The organism is Paraburkholderia aspalathi, from assembly GCF_905220735.1.
Taxonomy (GTDB): Bacteria; Pseudomonadota; Gammaproteobacteria; order Burkholderiales; family Burkholderiaceae; genus Paraburkholderia; species Paraburkholderia aspalathi.
The window spans coordinates 581,559-598,973 of the sequence record NZ_CAJNBA010000001.1 but is presented as its reverse complement, the minus strand read 5'-3'; the positions used below and the strand labels follow the sequence as shown (position 1 = coordinate 598,973).

Here is a 17,415-nt window from a genome sequence, read left to right as displayed (position 1 = left end):
TGCTCAGCAACGGCGATTAGGCCGTTGAGCCTGTAACGATTGGTTGGTAGTAACCGGTGGCAACCGGCGAGAGTATGTGAACATTATCGAATCCGGCTCTCGAGGCGTGAGACGCTATCTCGTGAGGCGTGATAGCCCGATAACGCCCCACAAAATGCTTTGACTGCCAGTTGAGGTCGCTTATTTGGCGAGTGATGTGGAGGTGAACGGAATAACGACGGTCATCGTGCCAATCCCAGATCTGATGGACAATACGGCGAAGACCGTCGTCCATGAACATCGCCGGAGGCATCACGCTAGGCCGTTGTATCATCAGCGCGCCATAGTCGCGCAAACTGATAAATATCTGGCCGCCGGGTCGTAGGCTCCTTCGCATTGCCGCAAACGCTTGAGCCACGTCCTCGTCACTATCAAGATGCGGAATGGCGTTGTCGAATGCGACTATCGCCCCGTACCGGTGCGCTTGGCACGTTGCAAGCAGTCGCATATCGTCAACACGAAATTGAATATTGAGCTTCCGTTTCACTGCCTCTCGCGATGCCCGCTCGATTTCCAATTTCGACAAGTCTGTCCCTTCGACATCATAGCCAGCGCGGGCAAGACCCAAGGCTTGAGTCCCAATTCCGCACGCACAGTCGAGAACCACACCGATCTCATCAGGCGATGGTAGGAGTCGCGTCAAAATCGCCCGTTGACGTTCTATTGCCTGTTCCCAATCATCAAAAATCAAATGATAAGAAGAAGCCATATCGTCGTAGAAGCTATCTGCACTTAGGCTCATACGAAATCCTTGTAAACGAAACCGAACTCTTGCAGGAAAATGCGGTGTCAGCGCAGCCGCTGAATTCGCTTCACGACCGTCCGAAGCTGGCCCGGCAGCGCCTCTTGCGATTGGCATACCTGCTTCGGCCTTGGCAAGGGAAGGAACATCGAATACGGACCCAACTCTTCTCACCCCTCCACATAACCCTTGCGCAGCTTCTCCGCCACGAGCTTGTCCATCTCGCGGCGGGCCCGCTCCGGCGTGTCGAATTCCTTCAGATTGGTTTGCCCGTTGCTGCCTATACGGCCATAGCTCACGCTCAACTCGGTGCTACGCAACCTCGCGCACCAGAACTTGCTCGAGCCGCCTTGCTCGAAGCGCAGCGTCCGTACCACTTCTGTTTGCGCAGTTTGCGCCGCTTCCGCGGCGCGAACGTCGACATTGGCTACATCCGCCGATAGTGCCGATGGGGGTGTCTGCCGCGGAGCAAGAAGCTCGACTTCCGCACTCAACGCGCGGTCCTCGCCATCCGTCAGCATTGCCTCAATACGCGTCAGCACTCCGTTCGCATCGGTGAGCCAATCTTTGCCGGGAATGTCGAGCACACGCCAGCCGAAGCTGCGCAAAATGCCGGGGCGAAATACGAAACGCTCGATGGTGTCCGCGACCGCTTCGCCGGGTGCATCGAGAAGGATTGCCAGCGCATAGCCCTGCGCCAACGGATCGGCAATGGCCAGATCGCAGCGGAACTGGGAGTGCCCGACATTGACATGCACCTGATGACCGCGGGCTCTCAACGCCTTGGCCAGAGCATCCCTGATCGTGTCGGACGAGGCCTGACGCGTGAACGTGTCGCGCGCACCGAGGTTGATCGCCCCCAGCACCGCCTGCGCGCGCTCGTACTGGCCGCTGGCGCTGGCTTCAGCGAACTGCAGGAACGTGCGTAGTGCCGCCGCGCCGTCGTTGTGCACGTTGGTGATGGCATCGGCCTGAATCGTCGACACCACCGCCATGCGATGCCGGGCACGGCTGAAGATCACGTTCAGGCGTTTTTCGCCGCCGCGCTGGTTGATCGGACCGAAATTCATCAGCATCTTGCCGTCGGGCCCTGGGCCGTAACAGATGCTCAGAATAATCACGTCGCGCTCGTCACCCTGGACATTCTCAAGGTTTTTGACAAACAGACCATTGAACTGGTCGTCGTCCTCGCGCACATACTCTTGCTCAAGGCGCGCGGCGAAGTCGGCATCCTCGCTCGCCAGGGCTTCCAGCGCAGACTCGATGCTGCTTTGCTGCGCCTCGGAAAACGCGACAATACCTACGCTCAATCCGGTCTCGCGACGTAGCAGCTCTCTCACGGTATGGGCGATATAGCGCGCCTCCGGTTCATTGCGCCGATCCAGATAGACGCCGTCGCTCAGTTGATGGAAACTGACCGGCCTCATCAGCAGCGCGTCGGCGCCGGCGATGCCGACGCTCTCCTGATCCGAGCGCAACGGTGTCGTTTCGTCTTCGACTACATCCAGCAAACGGTCCGGAATAGTGACGAGACGACCACCGTAGAACGCCGCATTGGAAAAGCTGATCAGCGATTCGTGACGGCTACGGTAGTGCCATGCCAGTAGCGTGGCAGGAAGGTTGCGCGCGGCTTGGTTGAGCAGGCTGTCAGCGTCCAGATTGATGGCAATGCGCTCACCATCTTCTTCCACGACGACCTCGTCGTCGCCATCGGCACCGCCGGAAGAGAAGAAACTCGTCGGCGGCAATTGCATTTCGTCACCGACCACGACTACCTGGCGTGCCCGGCTCATAGCAGGAACCGCCTCTTCCGTGGGAATCTGACTAGCCTCGTCGAAAATCACCACATCGAACAGGTTCGGCGACAGCGGCAGCGTGTCGGACACCGATAACGGGCTCATGAGCCAGATCGGCTTCAGGTCGTTGATCACGGCGCCGGTCTCACCATCGCTGAGATCGCGAATCGAGCGATGACGCATGCTCTTGCTGAACTCATGCTCCAGTTCACGGCGACCAGTGGCATAGCGCTTCTTGAACGCTTTGCCATCGGCGTCCAGTTGCGTGGCCGACAGCGACGACTGCCGCACGTGTTCGGCAAACTGCCGATGCTTCGTTGCTTGCACGACGTGTGCGTTGAGGGCGAGCAACTCGCGCTGGTTATTCGCAACTGCGCGTGCGGTTTGCGCAAGCGCCGCACCATTGAAACGTGCGAGTACCGGGTTGCCGCGCTCAAGCCGGCGCAACGTTTCGTCGGCGACCAGCGCCTCGATTTGGGCCGGTGCGTGATCGATCATCTGCAGCGCGACGGCATAGGTCGGGTCTGCGGCATGAACTGCACGCAGCAGCGGGAGCAGGTCGGGAAGATCATCCAGTGCTTCACGCAGGTCACGTAAATGTTCCGCGATGTCGGCGAGACGCGCACCCGTGGTCAACGTCGTTCCATCGCAGACACGTGCGGCCAGCTTGTCCAGCATCCCGCACGAACGGGCCTCCGCGAGTGACGTTTCAACCGGGTCGACAGCGTGGCGCAGATGCGCGACCAGTGCGCGAAGACCGCTGTCCGATTCCAGCCGTACCTTGAGTTCGCCCAGCGCGTTCAGAAAGGCGCTCATGTCGCTTACGCCATAGCGTCGGCGGCAGTCGGCATCGGCCGCACTCATTGCTGCACTAGCGGCGTGCTCCGTGGCCAACGCCTCAAGCACCTTGCCGTACCCCGGATGAATCGCATGCTTGCCAAAGTCGTAACGCCGCTTCAACTGACCACGCAAGCGCCACCACACGGGTTTCAGCCAACGCGCTGCCGAGTGCTCCAGACGCCGCGCCATCACGAGCGCCGACTCGGTGTCGTCCGAACCAAGCTTGTCGCGCCAGTTCGCGGTGGCCGCTTGCGCCGCGCTCAGCGCTTGCGCGCACTCTTCCAGGCTCGCGCGGACCCGGCTCAGTTCGCCTTGTGCGGGGGAATTCGCATCGAGAAGATTCAAATGGGCGGCAAGGCCACGGTCGAGCAGCCATTGACTGTCGGTTGTGATCGAACGGGCATGTTCCAGCGTGCTGTCCTGATCGATCAGGCTCGCCGTACTTTCGAAAACCGGGTCCAGTAATTCGAATAGCACTTCGACGTCGTGGCATAGTTGCTCGACGCGCCCGAATGCGTGCTGGCCATCCAGTAGCCGCGGCGAGATTCTGGCGAATGGGTGCGCGGCAAGACTGTCCAGACCGAAGCGATCCTTCATCACGCGGTGAACGCGCTGGGTGAGTTCCCGATGAGTATCCCAGGTCGCCAAGGTCGGCAGACGCTCCCGCATTGCGGGACCAGTCTCCGGAGTAACACCGAGTTCGGCCAGGCGGCGCAGCAGCGCACGCACACTAACGCCTAGCGTCTCGGGGACCTCGGCCATCGCCGACTCGAAACGGTCGATAGACCGTTGTTGCTCGGTTAGGGCGTCTACGATCTGAGCGCGCCGTGCGCCTAACGCGTCACAATCGTGCGGTTTGGAAATCCACTGCTCATAGCAGGTGCGCAAATCGGCAATGAAGGATTTTTTATCGGCCTGAGAGTCGTGGATGAGGCAGCACAGCGACTCCAGCCCGCTTTGCTTGAGCCGATGGAACACCACGTCCAGGGCAGCACGCTTCTCGCAAACGAACAGAACACGTTTGCCACGTCCCGCGTAGTCTGCGATCAGGTTAGTAATGGTTTGCGATTTGCCGGTGCCGGGCGGCCCTTGGATGATAAAACTGCGCTGGTGGCGCGCGAGGCCGACCGCCGCGTTCTGGGTCGCGTCGGAAGCGACAACGTTCCACTGATCGCCGGGGGCGAGCAGCACAGCTGTATCGGTCTCCACTTCGCGCGGCTCGATCGAGAAGACGCGATCGAACGCCGGGTTGGCCCCGGGTTCGTCGATCAGTTGAGCGTAGTCGCGCACCAGCGACATCTTCCGGTAGTTGAAGTTGGCCAGCGTGACCTGGGTCAAGTCGATATCCCACGCATACCGGTGACCTTCGACCTCTTCCAGCACGAAGCCTTGTCGATCGCCGTCGGCCACTGCCGCGTCCGACATGTTTGGTTGACGCAGACCGGCGCGCGGTGCGGCGCCCGCCTCGAAGCGCTGCGGCAGATCGCTTGACCGGACCCAATGCTCGAACAGCGCGCGTCCAAGCGGGCGGTAATCGTCCTGTGCATAGCTATACGGTGGCAGCGACCCGCTGCGTGCGCGCACGACGGCTCCTGGCCTGCGGCGCTTGAATTGCTGCATGCGCTGGAGGGCCTTCTGCCGCACCAGCCGGACCGAGGCTCTTTCGACGAGCCGCAGTTCGACCGACGGCTCCGAGCGATGGATCTGCGTGAGGATATTGGCATGGATCTCGGCCAGCGAAGTCTTGCCCAGATCCACTGTTTCGTCGAGGTGGATTCCGTATAGCTGACTAAGATGATGACGCAACACCGGATTGAATTCGGCGTCGCCACTCGTGCACTGGATCACATACTGGTCACGCACTCCTTTGCGCTTGACCAGTTCCACCGGCAGCCATAACAGCGGCGTCGTGATACGTTCGTCTGGCGCCTCCTTGAGGTTGTGCCAGCGCAGGAAAGCGACCACGAGGCGCAGGTTGCTGAAGCCGAATTCAGCGCGGTCGCGACGGGTCTCGGTGATCAGTCGATCAAGCGCGGCTGGCAAATAGGGTTGATCGTCGAAGCGCAGCCAGCGCTGCAAGGGCACCGATCGCCCGGCTACCAGTTCAGCGGCAAACGGTCCACCCCACGTGCAGATGTGCTCTGGCCGTACGCTCTGGATTTGCAGCATCAAGGGGACGCTGGCCACCGTCAGGTTGACGTTGGCCGCGCTGGGACGGAAGTACAGCAGCCGGTTGCGCCGTGACAGATCGAAGAGACGGTCGCGCAGATGCGTGAGCACTGCGGCGCGCCGCGGTGCAGCACCGCTAGCGCCGGCCAGCGCTCGCTCAATGTCAAGGCCCAGCGGCTGCTCGCGCCAGGTGCGCAGCCTTGCGGCCAAAGCGGACACGTCGGTCGCGCGGTCGTGCCGGTTGATCTCGGTCATTTCCGCGATGACCGCCGCCACGATTGGATTCAGCCGCCCGTGGAGCGAGAACAGGTTGCGGCGGTGGGCAACGAATCGGCGCAGATCACCCTCATCGGCAAAGTCGAGGCCGCAGGCCAGACTGGCGAGCGCCATGCCCAGAAGGAAGATGTCGCTGATCTCATCGTGGTGACCGATCAGCAGTTCCCAACTGAGCGGACCAGGCAGGTAGACCGGGCGGTCAATCGGCGCGGCGCAATCCAGTTGTAGCGCTTCGTCCGTCACTTCGCGCCGGCCGTCCTCGGTATGGCTGCGCTGCAGCGCGCCAATGATGTTCAGACCAGACGCCGGATGCGGCTGCACCCGATGCACCGCGCCGATATCCATGGCCGGCAGTTCGCCTTCCGGCCGGCGCAGGACTAGTGCGCCGCCCTCGCCCACCAGGATGCCGTCGACGCCGAGCGCGGCGACTTGGCCATGCTTGTGTAAGGAAGCCACCTGTTCGAACAGCGGCACTACCAGCACGAGTACATCGTCGGTGAGCAGCGGGGCACCTGCCTGAGCTTGAATCAGCGTACGCAGCGTACGCGGCGCATCGTTGTGAACCGGTTGGTCGCTCATACTCGGCCCTCCCCGGCCACTTGGCGGTAGAAGCGCTCGAGGTCCCGCTTCGTGAAACCGGCATCTCGACGAAGATTAGTCTGCAGGGCATCGAGGCTGCCGAGCGTCCTGGCCACTTGGCCAGCCCGGAGCAACGCCGCATCCTGCTGGTCGGGGTCCGCTAGAGCGAGATCCATCATCAGCGCATTGAGGTAGTCACGGATGCTCCCGTCGGCCACGTCGCCGGCGAATGCTTCCGGCCCGATGGCGGGCTCATCATCCTGCCAGTCGGGGAACAGCATGCGGAGCTGAGCCTGTACGCCGTCGCTCGCCAACGGAGTACCGGCCAGGTAATGAGCCAGGAAGCCACGCGTCAACTGCTGCAGCCGCCCCTGCTCCGGCAGGTCCAGCCGCTCCAGTCCCAACGGACCATGCAGCCGGGTCTCGATCCACGAGTCGAGGTTCTCTGCCTGCTCCCACCACAGCGCCAATGCACGGGCCCGAATGAAGGTCTCCGGATGGGTATGCGCGGCGCTTGCCTTTGCTTCGTTCGACTCGATCTCCGCAGCCTGGCGTAGGTAAGCCGCTGCATCGACGCTGTGTATGCCTGTCTGGATTTTTACCAGCGTCGATACTGCTGGGGCCACTGAGCCGGCCGCCACCGCGCCACCTCGGTCGGCAAACAGTTCGGTATGCAGGGCATAGCGCCGATAAGTCTCACGATGGCTGCTGCTGTTGCCAGGGGCGGCCAGCGCGTCGTTAAGGATGCGGTCCGCCACCAGAAACTGGCCGTCGTCTCGCGACCATAGCAGGTGATGAGCAAGCTCATGGCCGAATACCGCCATCAGCTCCTCGGTCGACAAGCGCTCCAGCAACGGTCCTTGCAGGATGATGTGCACTTCGTCGGGCACATAAATCAACGACGCGTTCATCTCCTGTCCTGACGACTGATAAAGAGTTGCTCGAGCATCGACTCCTAGCCGCTTCATGGCGTGCTCCAGAGCTGCATGCACCTCGGCATGGGCATCGGCATCGAGGCGATAGGTGTCGCGCAATAACATTGAACGCAACTCTTCGCGCTGCTCGACGGAGCTGGTGCGGGCACTGGCCCAGCGCCAGACCTCCGGCTCGTGGCGACGTAGGTAGTCGACCACCGTTGCGTGATACGTGAGCGGCACAAGCGCACCGCAGTCTGGGGCGTAAGAGTCCATGCAGGGACGTCCAGGATTGAGTCGGTCTGATTTTACAAGGGTAAGTGGCGAATAGCGGTCGTTGAAACAGGACCCGCGACGTCACCATGGGCGACGCGAAATTGTCACGCTGTATATTGACGGGTCCGCTTGCCGCATTTTTCGCGCCTTGGAGTGTGAGCGTCGATACCTAGTCCCCATCTTCAGCGTCATTAGGTTGGTGTAGCCAGTCGACATTGCATCGGCCGCCTAGTGGGTCAACGGCTTGCCGATTGCCGCTGAAAGCACCGGCAGATACGGAATGTATTCGTCAATGACCACACGGGAAGCAGGCTCGCATTCCCTAAAAGTTCAGAAACTCCTAGCCCGAGCTTGAAGACCATTCGATTCCTAGGGAATCCACGACGCATAAACCGGCATCAAGCAGGCAAACATAGAATGCTCCCCACGAATATCGGCATGACTGTTCAAGTTCTTTAGTCGCAGCTTATGAAAGCCGTACGAATGAATGTTTATGCGATTGTTGATGATCTACGCGATGGCGTCGAACGTCTCAAGCTGCCCGAACTCGGTCTAGCGAGATGCGTTTTGACGGTCAGGTGTTTAGCCCATCCGCATAAATCACGTTGTCGACGATCTAGGGGACGACGGAGGGTTGCTTTTGACCGTTTTGCCTTGTGCAATTGGCATAGACCGCCCGAATCCCGCAAGACCGCGATCGACAGCAGGCGACCCGAAGCGGGCCTTCAGATTTCCCGAAAGCGGCCGTTCAACAGTCTGGGATGTCTCGGATCAAAATATCATGTTTACGCCAGAGTTTTCTGCAACCGACGCCACAGAACACACGCTGATCGCCAATCACTATGTCGAGACGGAAGATGCACTGAACCTAAGCGTTGCGTTCGTACGGGCGCGGATACTTTTTGGCCGACAACACGTGCCTCTGCCGACAAGGTTTGTGGCGCACTATGACGTGCGTGGACAAAGGATTGTGGACGATCTGGAGGGTCGGCTGGAAAAAGCGCTCGGAGACGTCGCCGAGGTTCGGGTGAAGCGGTCATGAGCCTTCAACTTATAGCTCGTGGGGCATCCCTGAGCGATGTTGAGCGTAGCCTTGACCTGCTCGACGGTAAAGCCGAAGTATTTTCGATTGACCGAGAGCATGTCGGGATTTCTATCCCGACCCGATTGCTTGACACTGTCGGGGAGGCAAAGGTTAGAGAGGCGCTACGACACTTGACCGTCTATGACCTTTACTCGGGCGTTTGGAACGGACAGTAATGCGTAGTCGAGCAAATTGGAACATCGACGGGAAAATTGTCGACGATTCGAAGAGGGATATCGACCGTCGCTTCATGGCCGACGCCGGTCCGAACCGTCTGTCGTCATTTATCTCGAGAGATTTAGTTGCGCTCGTGCGGATTCAGTTCCAGCAGTTGGCGTGCTAGCCGACTGGTGATCACCGGGCCGCATTTGGCGCAAACTCCGTTGTTGGTTGCCATGCCGCAGCAAGGACAAAACCACCTACCCAGATTGAACCGTGTCAACTTGTAGGATAAAGGGGGGGCCTTCAACGTGAGCGTCTCGAATTGCTCTCGAACGGAGATGCTAAATAATGAGCCCGACAATGAGCATCGGAGCTCTCCCGGGGTGGCTTCAACGAGCTGTGCGGAACAGTAGGGACAGTGCATAGGCTGGAGTGTGTCGGTCGGATTGATTGTTGACGATCTTGGGGGAGATGTCGAGCGTCTGAAATTGGCCAAACTTCGCCCGACTATGACCGACTCATGGCGCCCCACAAAGCACCTTCAAGCTTCTCGAAAGTGGTCACTCCGGGAACTACATAGATCGCATTGGCGATCATCTACTTGGTGATTTCCAACAGTGTTTAACGATTGCAAGACATGCGTCAATCCCTTACGACCATCACCTTGTTCTCATGTTTGATACCGCCAAGTTCAAAGTACGCTACCCCTTCCTGCATCAACCCACGGGAACGATAGAAAGAGATTGCTTTTTCGTTTTGCGAGTTAACGGCGAGCCAGATTGCACGATTTCCAGTTCTTGCCTCTGCAATGCCTTTGGCATCAGTCAATAATGCAGATCCGATTCCACGGCCGGAGAAAGAGCCTTGGATGTAGAGTGTCTCGATCTCGATAGGAACGTCCGCATGGTACGAACCAAAGCGCATGACAATATAGCCGACAAGATTGGCTTCTGCCTCAGCCACCAATAGAACGATGCCCGGATCGTTCAATAGAGCCAGGATTTTTTCTGGCGTAAATGTCGTCAGTACATATTGCGCGATGACGTCGGACACTCCCGCCGCTGCATAGGTACGCACCCACACCTGTGCGCCAAGTGCCGCGATACGCGCTACATCTTCCGGTCTAGCCGTTCTTATCGAATGCTTGGCTTTCATCTTGTTCTTTTTCCAGAGTTCGCTGGTAAAGGTGAGGCCGGCGTGCGAGTGTCTAATGACCAAACGTGGCCGATCGGAACCTCGCGCGATGGGCGTTTGACGACCCTGAGTACGCATCAACGACCTTATGCGGTCCCTGCATAAGCATCTCGGGCCTCTACGGCCTATCGTTCAGCGGGTGTCCTCGTATGCGTCAACGTTCTGCATCACCTCAATTACGCGGCTCCTGGCACAAGCTTGCGACACGCCCTTGCAGTTGGAAACCCATTGCCTCGTATAGCGCTCCGGCATGGTAACTTTCATCTGCAACCATGACGAGCCGGTCCGATTGTCCGGCCGTCAGTTTGATAACCTCGCTCACCAAGGTCTTACAAACATTTCGGTTTCGATGCTGTTCCGCGGTAAGAACCGATTGGAACCGCCCAATGCCGCCGAGGAAGAATAAGCCCAGACTTCCCACCTGTTCATCATTGATAAACGCTCCCCACCAGTTTCCAAGACCCCGTGCAATTAGAGTCCTGTAGGCGGTCTGTTGATGTGCCAAGTACCGCTGTGAGGTGGTGTTCGACGGGTCTAGCATGTCGGCGAGCTGCATTCGAGACCAATCGTCCCAATCCTTCTGCGTCCCAAACTTGCGGACGTCGACCAATGAGTTTGTCGCAACTGGTCGTATGTCATCTGGATGCGCAGCCAGCACACGACAAACCGTTGCGTCGTAACCTTGCTCAACGAATGCGTCGAGATTCACAACACTGTCTGCTCTTTCCGGCCAGGCAAACGTGCGGTGTGCGATCAGCGGTGGGATCCCGACAAATTGGGCAAAATCAGCCTCCAGCCGTTTTAGATCGGTTCCCGAAGGTCGTTGCTCCAGGACGAGCATGTTGCCAAAAAAATATTCTGGTGCGTCCGGTGTCCGGACAACGACGTAGTCATCCTGCGACTCGACCATACCGGTTTCTGCGTGCAGTAATAGATCGGTAGCTAGACCCAGGTTATCGGAAAGTTTGAGCATTTCAGTATCGTTATCTACAAGGTGCAACGGTTTGAGCCTACAGGGACGACTGTCGATGATCTAGGCACCGATCGAATGCCGTCATCCGGCACGACGCGCGGCCATTTCCAGGCGAGAATACAAAACCACCACAACCCGTTGGAGAAACAGTGCGTATCGTCTGCTTGCACACCGCTGACAGCAACATCGCCTTGTTCGACGCCGCGGCCCGCGCCGCCGGATTCGAAGCACTCGAGTTGACGCATGTGGTCCGCGCCGACTTGCTCGCGGCCGCCGAGCAGGCCGGCGGATTGACCGAGGCGATCGCGTCGCAAACCCGCGAGGTGCTCCTCACGCTAACGGACAACGCGCACGCCGTGTTGCTCAACTGCTCGACGCTCAGCCCATCAGTGAACGACGCTCTCGCCGCGCAAGCTGCGCCGGTACCCATTTTACGGGCCGATGCCGCGTTGGCTCAGCGCGCGGTGGAAAAAGGCGGCAAGGTTGTCGTGCTATGCACCGTATCCACTACACTCGAGCCGACCACCCGCGTGTTCGCTCAAGCCGCCACGCACACCGCCGCGGAAGTCGAGGTTAAGTTGGTAAGCGGCGCATGGGACCGTTTCAGAGCAGACGACACAGCAGGCTACCTATCCATGATCGCCACCGCTGCGGACGCGGCCTACGAAAACGGCGCGAACGTCCTAGCGTTCGCACAAACATCGATGGCCGGTGCGGCTTACCTGGTCAAGAGCGGAGCGAAACCTCTCACCACACCAACCATCGCCCTCGCCGCCGCAGTCCACGCAGCCACCCTCGCAGCCTGAAGCGCGATGTTCGCCGAGTACCTCGTCAAATGGGACCTGCTTTCGGACGGCGAGCCGATTCGCACGCATAGCAGCCGGCTGCTACCGGTGCGCCAGCATGGCGTCGCCGCGATGCTGAAAGTTGCGCAGGAACCCGAAGAGAAATTCGGCTCGCAACTGATGGTGTGGTGGGACGGCGACGGCGCAGCCCGCGTACTCGCCCATGATGCCGACGCCCTGCTATTGGAGCGCGCCCAAAGCAATCACGCGTTAGCGGACCAAGCGCGCACGGGCGACGATGAAGCAGACGACCACGCCATCGACATCCTCTGCGCCGCCGCGGCACGACTCCACGCACCACGTCACAAACCGCTGCCCGAACTGATCGGCTTGCCACGCTGGTTCCAGAGTCTCTGGCCCGCAGCGCAGCAATACGGCGGCTGGCTCTCCGACAGTGCCGCGACAGCACAAGCCCTACTCGCCGCGCCGCAAGACCCGGTTGCGTTGCACGGCGATATTCATCACGGCAACGTCCTCGATTTCGGCGCGCGTGGTTGGCTGGCGATCGACCCGAAAGGTCTCTACGGCGAACGCGGCTTCGACTACGCGAACATCTTCTGCAATCCAGACGAGGCGTCCGCGCTGGCACCTGGACGGTTCGAGCGTCGCGTCGAACGCGTGGCGCACATCGCCGGGCTCGACAGACACCGTCTGCTGCAATGGATTCTTGCGTGGTCGGGATTGTCAGCAGCGTGGATTCTCGAAACGGGCGAGACACCGGACATCGATATAGACATCGGCAGAATGGCGGCCGAAGCGTTGAAGCGGAAGTGAGAGCTGAGAGCTGAGAGCTGAGAGCTGAGAGCTGAGAGCTGAAGAGAAAACTGCCTTGGGCAGCAGCCCGCAAGCCGCCGCCCAAGCCCTACGTCAATTAATGCGGAGCCTTACCGTTGGGCAAAGCGTCCAGCGGTTTGTGCTGCTCTTCGCCGAGTCCCGGGAAGAACGCGTTCCATGCGGCGCGCACGCCCTGAGCCGCGGTGGCCTCCGCGCCAATCGATTCTGCCTCGCCGTCCGCAGCTTTCGAAGGGTCAGAGGAAAGGCCGCGCCAGTGCGTGAACACCAGCAGCGGTTTCTCGGTCCATACGCCCTCGCCATATTTCGCAAATGCCGTGTCGCCGCTCGTCAACTGCACCTCGTACCAGCCCTCATGGACAGGCGTATGGGCAGCAAGCTCAAACCAGGCGGTCGGTTCGATTTCCTTCATGTCGTCTCCGGTCGGATAGATCGTCAAAGATAACCACAAGCAAGGCATTCTTCATGCCCGAACCCGCTAGCGGCCCGGCAGGCGCGCGCCGCTTGTCACGCGGTGCTGCAGGGCGGTGCGCTGGGCATGACCTGCGGGCGATTCGTCGACGTCGCGCACTTCGAATTCGCCGCGCATAGACGACACGATAGCGCGACATGGGCCGCGCGGACAGACGTAAAAAGTTACACGGCGCGCCGGGTGGTCGACCGGATACCCGACTCGCCCGCCATCTCCCGCACCAGCGTGGCCAATACGCGGACAGCGAGCGCCAATTGTTCGGCTGACGTGCTGCCGTAACCGATCACCAGCCCGTTCGTCTCCTCGCGCTGCTGCAATGCAAAACCCGACAACGGACGCGGATTGAGCCGCCTGGCGAGCGCGCGTTCGGCGAGGGTCCGATCGGAAATATGCGGCGGTAAGCGCAGCGTCAGATGCATGCCGCAATTGCCGCCCAGAATCTGCGACGGCGCGAAATGCATGGTGAGCGCATCGCGCAGCGCCTGCTGGCGCTCCCGATACAAACGCCGCATGCGGCCCAGATGCCGCCCGAACTCGCCGCTATCGATGAAATGCGCGAGCGCCAGCTGCTCCAGACGATGCCCGCCGCGCAGCATCTCCTGCAACGCGACGGCTGTGTGCGCGGCGATCACGCGCGGCAACACCACGAAGCCGATACGCAGCGCCGGAAACATCGTTTTGCTGAATGAGCCGACGTACAGAACCGGCGCGTCCTCGACCAGCCCTTGCATGCTGGCGATCGGCTCGCCGGTATGGCGGAATTCGCCGTCGTAGTCGTCCTCGATCAGCCACGCGCCGCAGCGGCGCGCCTGCGCGATCAGTTCAAGCCGGCGCGCCACCGACAACACCGCACCGGTCGGATACTGATGCGCGGGCGACGTGTAGATCAGCTTGGGAGGATGCGCGCGCCACGCATCGGACGGCACCGCGATGCCTTCGGGATCGACCGGCATCGGCAGCATGCTCAGATCCCCGAGGTTGAAAGCGGCCTTCGCGCCGCGATAGCCCGGATCTTCAACCCATGCGATGTCGCCCGGATTGGTGAACAGCCGCACGCACAGGTTCAGCGCTTCCTGCGCGCCCTCGGTGATGACCACCTGCGAACCCTCGCAGCGCACGCCGCGCGCCATCCGCAAATGCGCGGCGATCGCGTCGCGCAGGGCCGGTTCGCCCGCCGGGTCGCCGTAGCCGAGCGCAAACGGCAACGCGCGCTCCATCGAACGTTCGAGCGCGCGCCGCCAGGCGGCCAGGGGAAAGCGGTCCAGCGCAGGCGTGCCCGGTGTCAGCGGCAAGGTGTTGTCGGCATGGGTGCGCGTCGCCGCGAATTGCTCGACGCGCGCCGCGTAGGCGACCTCCGGCGCGGCCGACGATGTCCGCGTTTCACCGCGTGCCGAAGGGCTGGAGAGCGGACTGACGCGCGTGCCCTTTTTGTCGGCCACCACATAGCCCACCGCGGCCAGATGCTCGTACGCGATCACCACCGTGTTGCGCGATACGCCCATCTCCGCCGCCAGCAAGCGCGACGACGGCAGTAGCGACCCCGCCGGCAAGCGCCCCGTGAGGATCGCCTGTTGCAAGCGTTCGATCAGTTGCTTTTGCAGCGGCACGGATTTTTCACCGTTGCCGCTGGTGGTCGTGGCGGCCGGGTTGGCGAGCGGACCAATGATTTCGATCATCCTGGCTGGATCTATCAAATGCTGTTCTGTTGGATCTTTTTAACATACCACGTTTGCCGTATCGTTCTCCACAAGCATCGACCATCCAACTATCGACAGGAGAGCAGACATGGAACCCAGACGTAACGCGTTCGATCAGCCGATTGGCGTCCCCGTGCCAGATTGGAAAGGCGCCCAGGCGCCCGGCCGCGAGCCGCTGGTGGGCAGCTATTGCCGGATCGAGCCGGTGGACGTCGAACGCCACGCGGCGGACCTGTACGAGGCCTACAGCTCGGCGCCCGATGGCCGCGACTGGACCTATCTTTCGGTCGGTCCGTTCGAGAGCCTTGCGGCGTATCGCGAGCACCTGACGCGCATGGCCGCATCGCCCGATCCGCTGCACTACGCGGTGATCGATCTGGCCACCGGCAAGGCGGTCGGCACGCTCGCGCTGATGCGCATCGACCGCGCGAACGGCGTGATCGAAGTCGGGCACGTCACCTATTCGCAGCGCCTGAAACGCACGCGCATCGCCACCGAAGCGATGTTCCTGCTCATGAACCATGTGTTCGACGACCTCGGGTATCGCCGCTTCGAATGGAAGTGCGATTCGCTTAACGGACCATCGCGCACGGCGGCGTTGCGCTATGGCTTTACGTTCGAAGGAATCTTCCGGCAGGCGATCGTGTATCGCGAACGGAATCGCGATACCGCGTGGTTTTCGATCATCGATAGCGAATGGCCTGCGCTGCGTCCGAGCTATGCACACTGGCTCGACGCCGGCAATTTCGATGCGCAGGGTAAGCAGGTTGAACGGCTGGTGGACCTGATCGCGCGGCAGCGGGCAGCAGCGAGCGAAAGCGGTCAATGAGGCGGCCCGTTGCGGGCTGCTTGCGAGCCGGCCAGAAGGCCGGCTCGTCGATCCCGAGACTTCAGAGACTAAATAGACTTCCGGCGAGTGCCGCGCGACGGCTCAGGCAACGCCCGCCGTTCGCCGCAGCAGGATGGTCGGGTTGCCTTTGTACGTCGTGCGGAGTTGCTCACGGTAACCGCACTTGCGCGCGACGTTCAGCGAAGGCTGGTTTTCCGGGGCGATGATGCAGGCCGTCTCGCCGTCAGGCCAATTCGCGTCGGCCCAATCGAGCGCAGCGCGCACAGCTTCGGTCGCGTAGCCGCGGTTGTGGACGGCAGGATCCAGCGCCCAACCTATTTCCGGTGTGTCCAGCAAGGAAGGTTCGATCTCGCGGTGGTAGTCGGCAAAGCCAACTTCGCCGAGGAACCGGCCGCTGTCCTTTTCCCGCACCACCCAATAGCCGTATCCCAGCATCGCCCAATGCCCGGCGTAGCGCAGCAGGCGCGCCCAGACTTCTTCGCGCGTAAACGGCTTGCCGCCGATGTAACGGATCACTTCGGGATCGGACCACATCGCATAGCTCTCGAGGAAATCGTCGCGTGCGTGCGGACGCATGATCAGGCGGTCGGTGGTGAGAAGCGTGGGGCGGTTGGACATAGGCGGGCAGGTGGTTGGCGTAGACGCTATGAGGTTGAGAAGCGTTGAAGAGTGCCTGGGATGATCGCAGATTTTTTGCGCACCAGGTTCGCGGCCAAAAAGCAGGACGCCATGCGCTATCCAACCGATCCGGCCGACCCTGCGAACGCCACCGACCGTCTGGCGAATTCATGAAGCCGCCCCTCACGCCATCTCGAGAAACCGCGCCAGACACGGATTGCGATTAGCTGGCGACCACGCCAGCACCTGCTCGATCAGCGGCGCGTCGACTAGCGGCCGGAACACCACGCCCGCGAGTTGCGCTTTACGCATCGAGGCCGGCACCAGCGCCACCCCTACTCCTTCATCGACGAGACTGAGCACCGTCTGCTGCAACTGCACTTCGAAGCGGATATCCGGTTCGAAGCCGCCTGAGCGGCAATGCTCGAGAATGGCCGTGCGCAAGCTCGGCGCGACTTCCTCGGACGCCAGCACGAATGGCTCGCCCGCCAGTTGCGCGATCTTCAGACGCCGGGCGCGGGCGCGTGGATGGCTGCGTGACAAGGCCACGCACAAAGGCTCGCGAAGAATCGTCCGGATCGCGATGCCCTTGTCGGGCACGCCTGGAAACATGATCGCGGCGTCAATCTGGCCGGCCAGCACTTGTGCAGCCAGATCGTTCGATACGACCTCGCGCAGGTTCAAGGCGACCTCGGGAAACGCGGCGCCGAACGTGCGCGCATAGCCGGGCACGACGCTGTACGCAGCGCACATCGTGAAGCCGATGGCGAGCTTGCCGGCGTCGCCATGCGCCGCCGCCTGGGCATTGCTGACGGCTTGCTCCACGGACGCAAGGATCGCCTTCGCATCGGCGTAAAAGCGCTCGCCCGCCGCGGTCAATGTGACGCTTCGCGGACTGCGCTCCAGCAGCGTCACACCCAGGTTCGCCTCCAGCGCCGCCAGTTGCCGACTCAACGGCGGTTGCGACAGATTCAGGCGCGCCGCTGCGCGGCCGAAATGCCGCGTCTCAGCGAGAGTCACGAAGTAGCGTAACGGCTTGATATCGATCACGACGCCCTCGCGCTGAATGACGATGCAGAAAAGGTATTGTTGACGGC

13 protein-coding genes are annotated in these 17,415 nt (G+C 61.0%); 4 read left to right on the top strand and 9 right to left on the bottom strand.

The window, feature by feature from the left end; translation table 11 throughout:
* Positions 1–16: 16 nt before the first annotated feature.
* The 3 genes from KHO30_RS02565 to KHO30_RS02555 form a co-directional block, all read right to left on the bottom strand.
* A complete protein-coding gene (locus KHO30_RS02565) occupies positions 17–781 on the bottom strand; it encodes a class I SAM-dependent methyltransferase (RefSeq protein ID WP_211699945.1) in 765 nt (254 codons plus the stop codon).
* Positions 782–951: 170 nt separating this feature from the next.
* Complete coding sequence (locus KHO30_RS02560) at positions 952–6,441, bottom strand: AAA domain-containing protein (protein ID WP_211699944.1); 5,490 nt, start codon at positions 6,439–6,441, stop codon at positions 952–954.
* Entirely contained in the window at positions 6,438–7,631 is a 1,194-nt protein-coding gene (locus KHO30_RS02555; protein WP_211699943.1) for a M48 family metalloprotease, read from the bottom strand. Before KHO30_RS02555 ends, KHO30_RS02560 begins: the two co-directional genes overlap by 4 nt.
* 781 nt (positions 7,632–8,412) lie before the next feature.
* On the opposite strand from KHO30_RS02555, the gene KHO30_RS02550 reads away from it, so the two are divergent.
* A complete protein-coding gene (locus KHO30_RS02550; protein WP_211699942.1) occupies positions 8,413–8,673 on the top strand; it encodes a hypothetical protein in 261 nt (86 codons plus the stop codon).
* Positions 8,674–9,519: 846 nt separating this feature from the next.
* On the opposite strand, the gene KHO30_RS02545 is transcribed toward KHO30_RS02550, so the two are convergent.
* Positions 9,520–10,032 (bottom strand): GNAT family N-acetyltransferase, encoded by a 513-nt coding sequence (locus tag KHO30_RS02545; RefSeq protein WP_211699941.1) that lies wholly within the window; start codon positions 10,030–10,032, stop codon positions 9,520–9,522.
* Between the two features lie 211 nt (positions 10,033–10,243).
* Positions 10,244–11,044, bottom strand: coding sequence for a GNAT family N-acetyltransferase (locus KHO30_RS02540; RefSeq protein WP_211699940.1), 801 nt, complete (start codon positions 11,042–11,044; stop codon positions 10,244–10,246).
* 149 nt (positions 11,045–11,193) lie between these two features.
* Between KHO30_RS02540 and KHO30_RS02535 the strand changes: the two genes are divergently transcribed.
* Together KHO30_RS02535 and KHO30_RS02530 are read left to right on the top strand one after the other, a co-directional pair.
* Complete coding sequence (locus KHO30_RS02535; protein ID WP_211699939.1) at positions 11,194–11,850, top strand: aspartate/glutamate racemase family protein; 657 nt, start codon at positions 11,194–11,196, stop codon at positions 11,848–11,850.
* 6 nt (positions 11,851–11,856) lie between these two features.
* Positions 11,857–12,663 carry an aminoglycoside phosphotransferase family protein gene (locus tag KHO30_RS02530; protein ID WP_200618673.1) on the top strand — a complete coding sequence of 269 codons (807 nt, stop codon included), beginning with the start codon at positions 11,857–11,859 and terminating at the stop codon, positions 12,661–12,663.
* A gap of 97 nt (positions 12,664–12,760) precedes the next feature.
* On the opposite strand, the gene KHO30_RS02525 is transcribed toward KHO30_RS02530, so the two are convergent.
* On the bottom strand, positions 12,761–13,093 hold the full coding sequence (locus KHO30_RS02525) for a hypothetical protein (RefSeq protein WP_093634223.1): 333 nt from the start codon (positions 13,091–13,093) through the stop codon (positions 12,761–12,763).
* A 224-nt stretch (positions 13,094–13,317) separates the two neighbouring features.
* Positions 13,318–14,829 carry a MocR-like pyridoxine biosynthesis transcription factor PdxR gene (pdxR, locus tag KHO30_RS02520; protein WP_211699938.1) on the bottom strand — a complete coding sequence of 504 codons (1,512 nt, stop codon included), beginning with the start codon at positions 14,827–14,829 and terminating at the stop codon, positions 13,318–13,320.
* A 109-nt stretch (positions 14,830–14,938) separates the two neighbouring features.
* On the opposite strand from pdxR, the gene KHO30_RS02515 reads away from it, so the two are divergent.
* The gene (locus KHO30_RS02515) at positions 14,939–15,679 is read left to right on the top strand and encodes a GNAT family N-acetyltransferase (protein ID WP_211699937.1); all 741 of its coding nucleotides are present in this window, start codon (positions 14,939–14,941) and stop codon (positions 15,677–15,679) included.
* A 102-nt stretch (positions 15,680–15,781) separates the two neighbouring features.
* Here KHO30_RS02515 and KHO30_RS02510 read toward each other — a convergent pair whose 3' ends face one another.
* Positions 15,782–16,318, bottom strand: a complete 537-nt coding sequence (locus KHO30_RS02510) for a GNAT family N-acetyltransferase (RefSeq protein WP_093634226.1) — start codon at positions 16,316–16,318, stop codon at positions 15,782–15,784.
* A 183-nt stretch (positions 16,319–16,501) separates the two neighbouring features.
* Positions 16,502–17,368, bottom strand: coding sequence for a LysR family transcriptional regulator (locus KHO30_RS02505; RefSeq protein WP_093634438.1), 867 nt, complete (start codon positions 17,366–17,368; stop codon positions 16,502–16,504).
* Between the last annotated feature and the right edge of the window lie 47 nt (positions 17,369–17,415).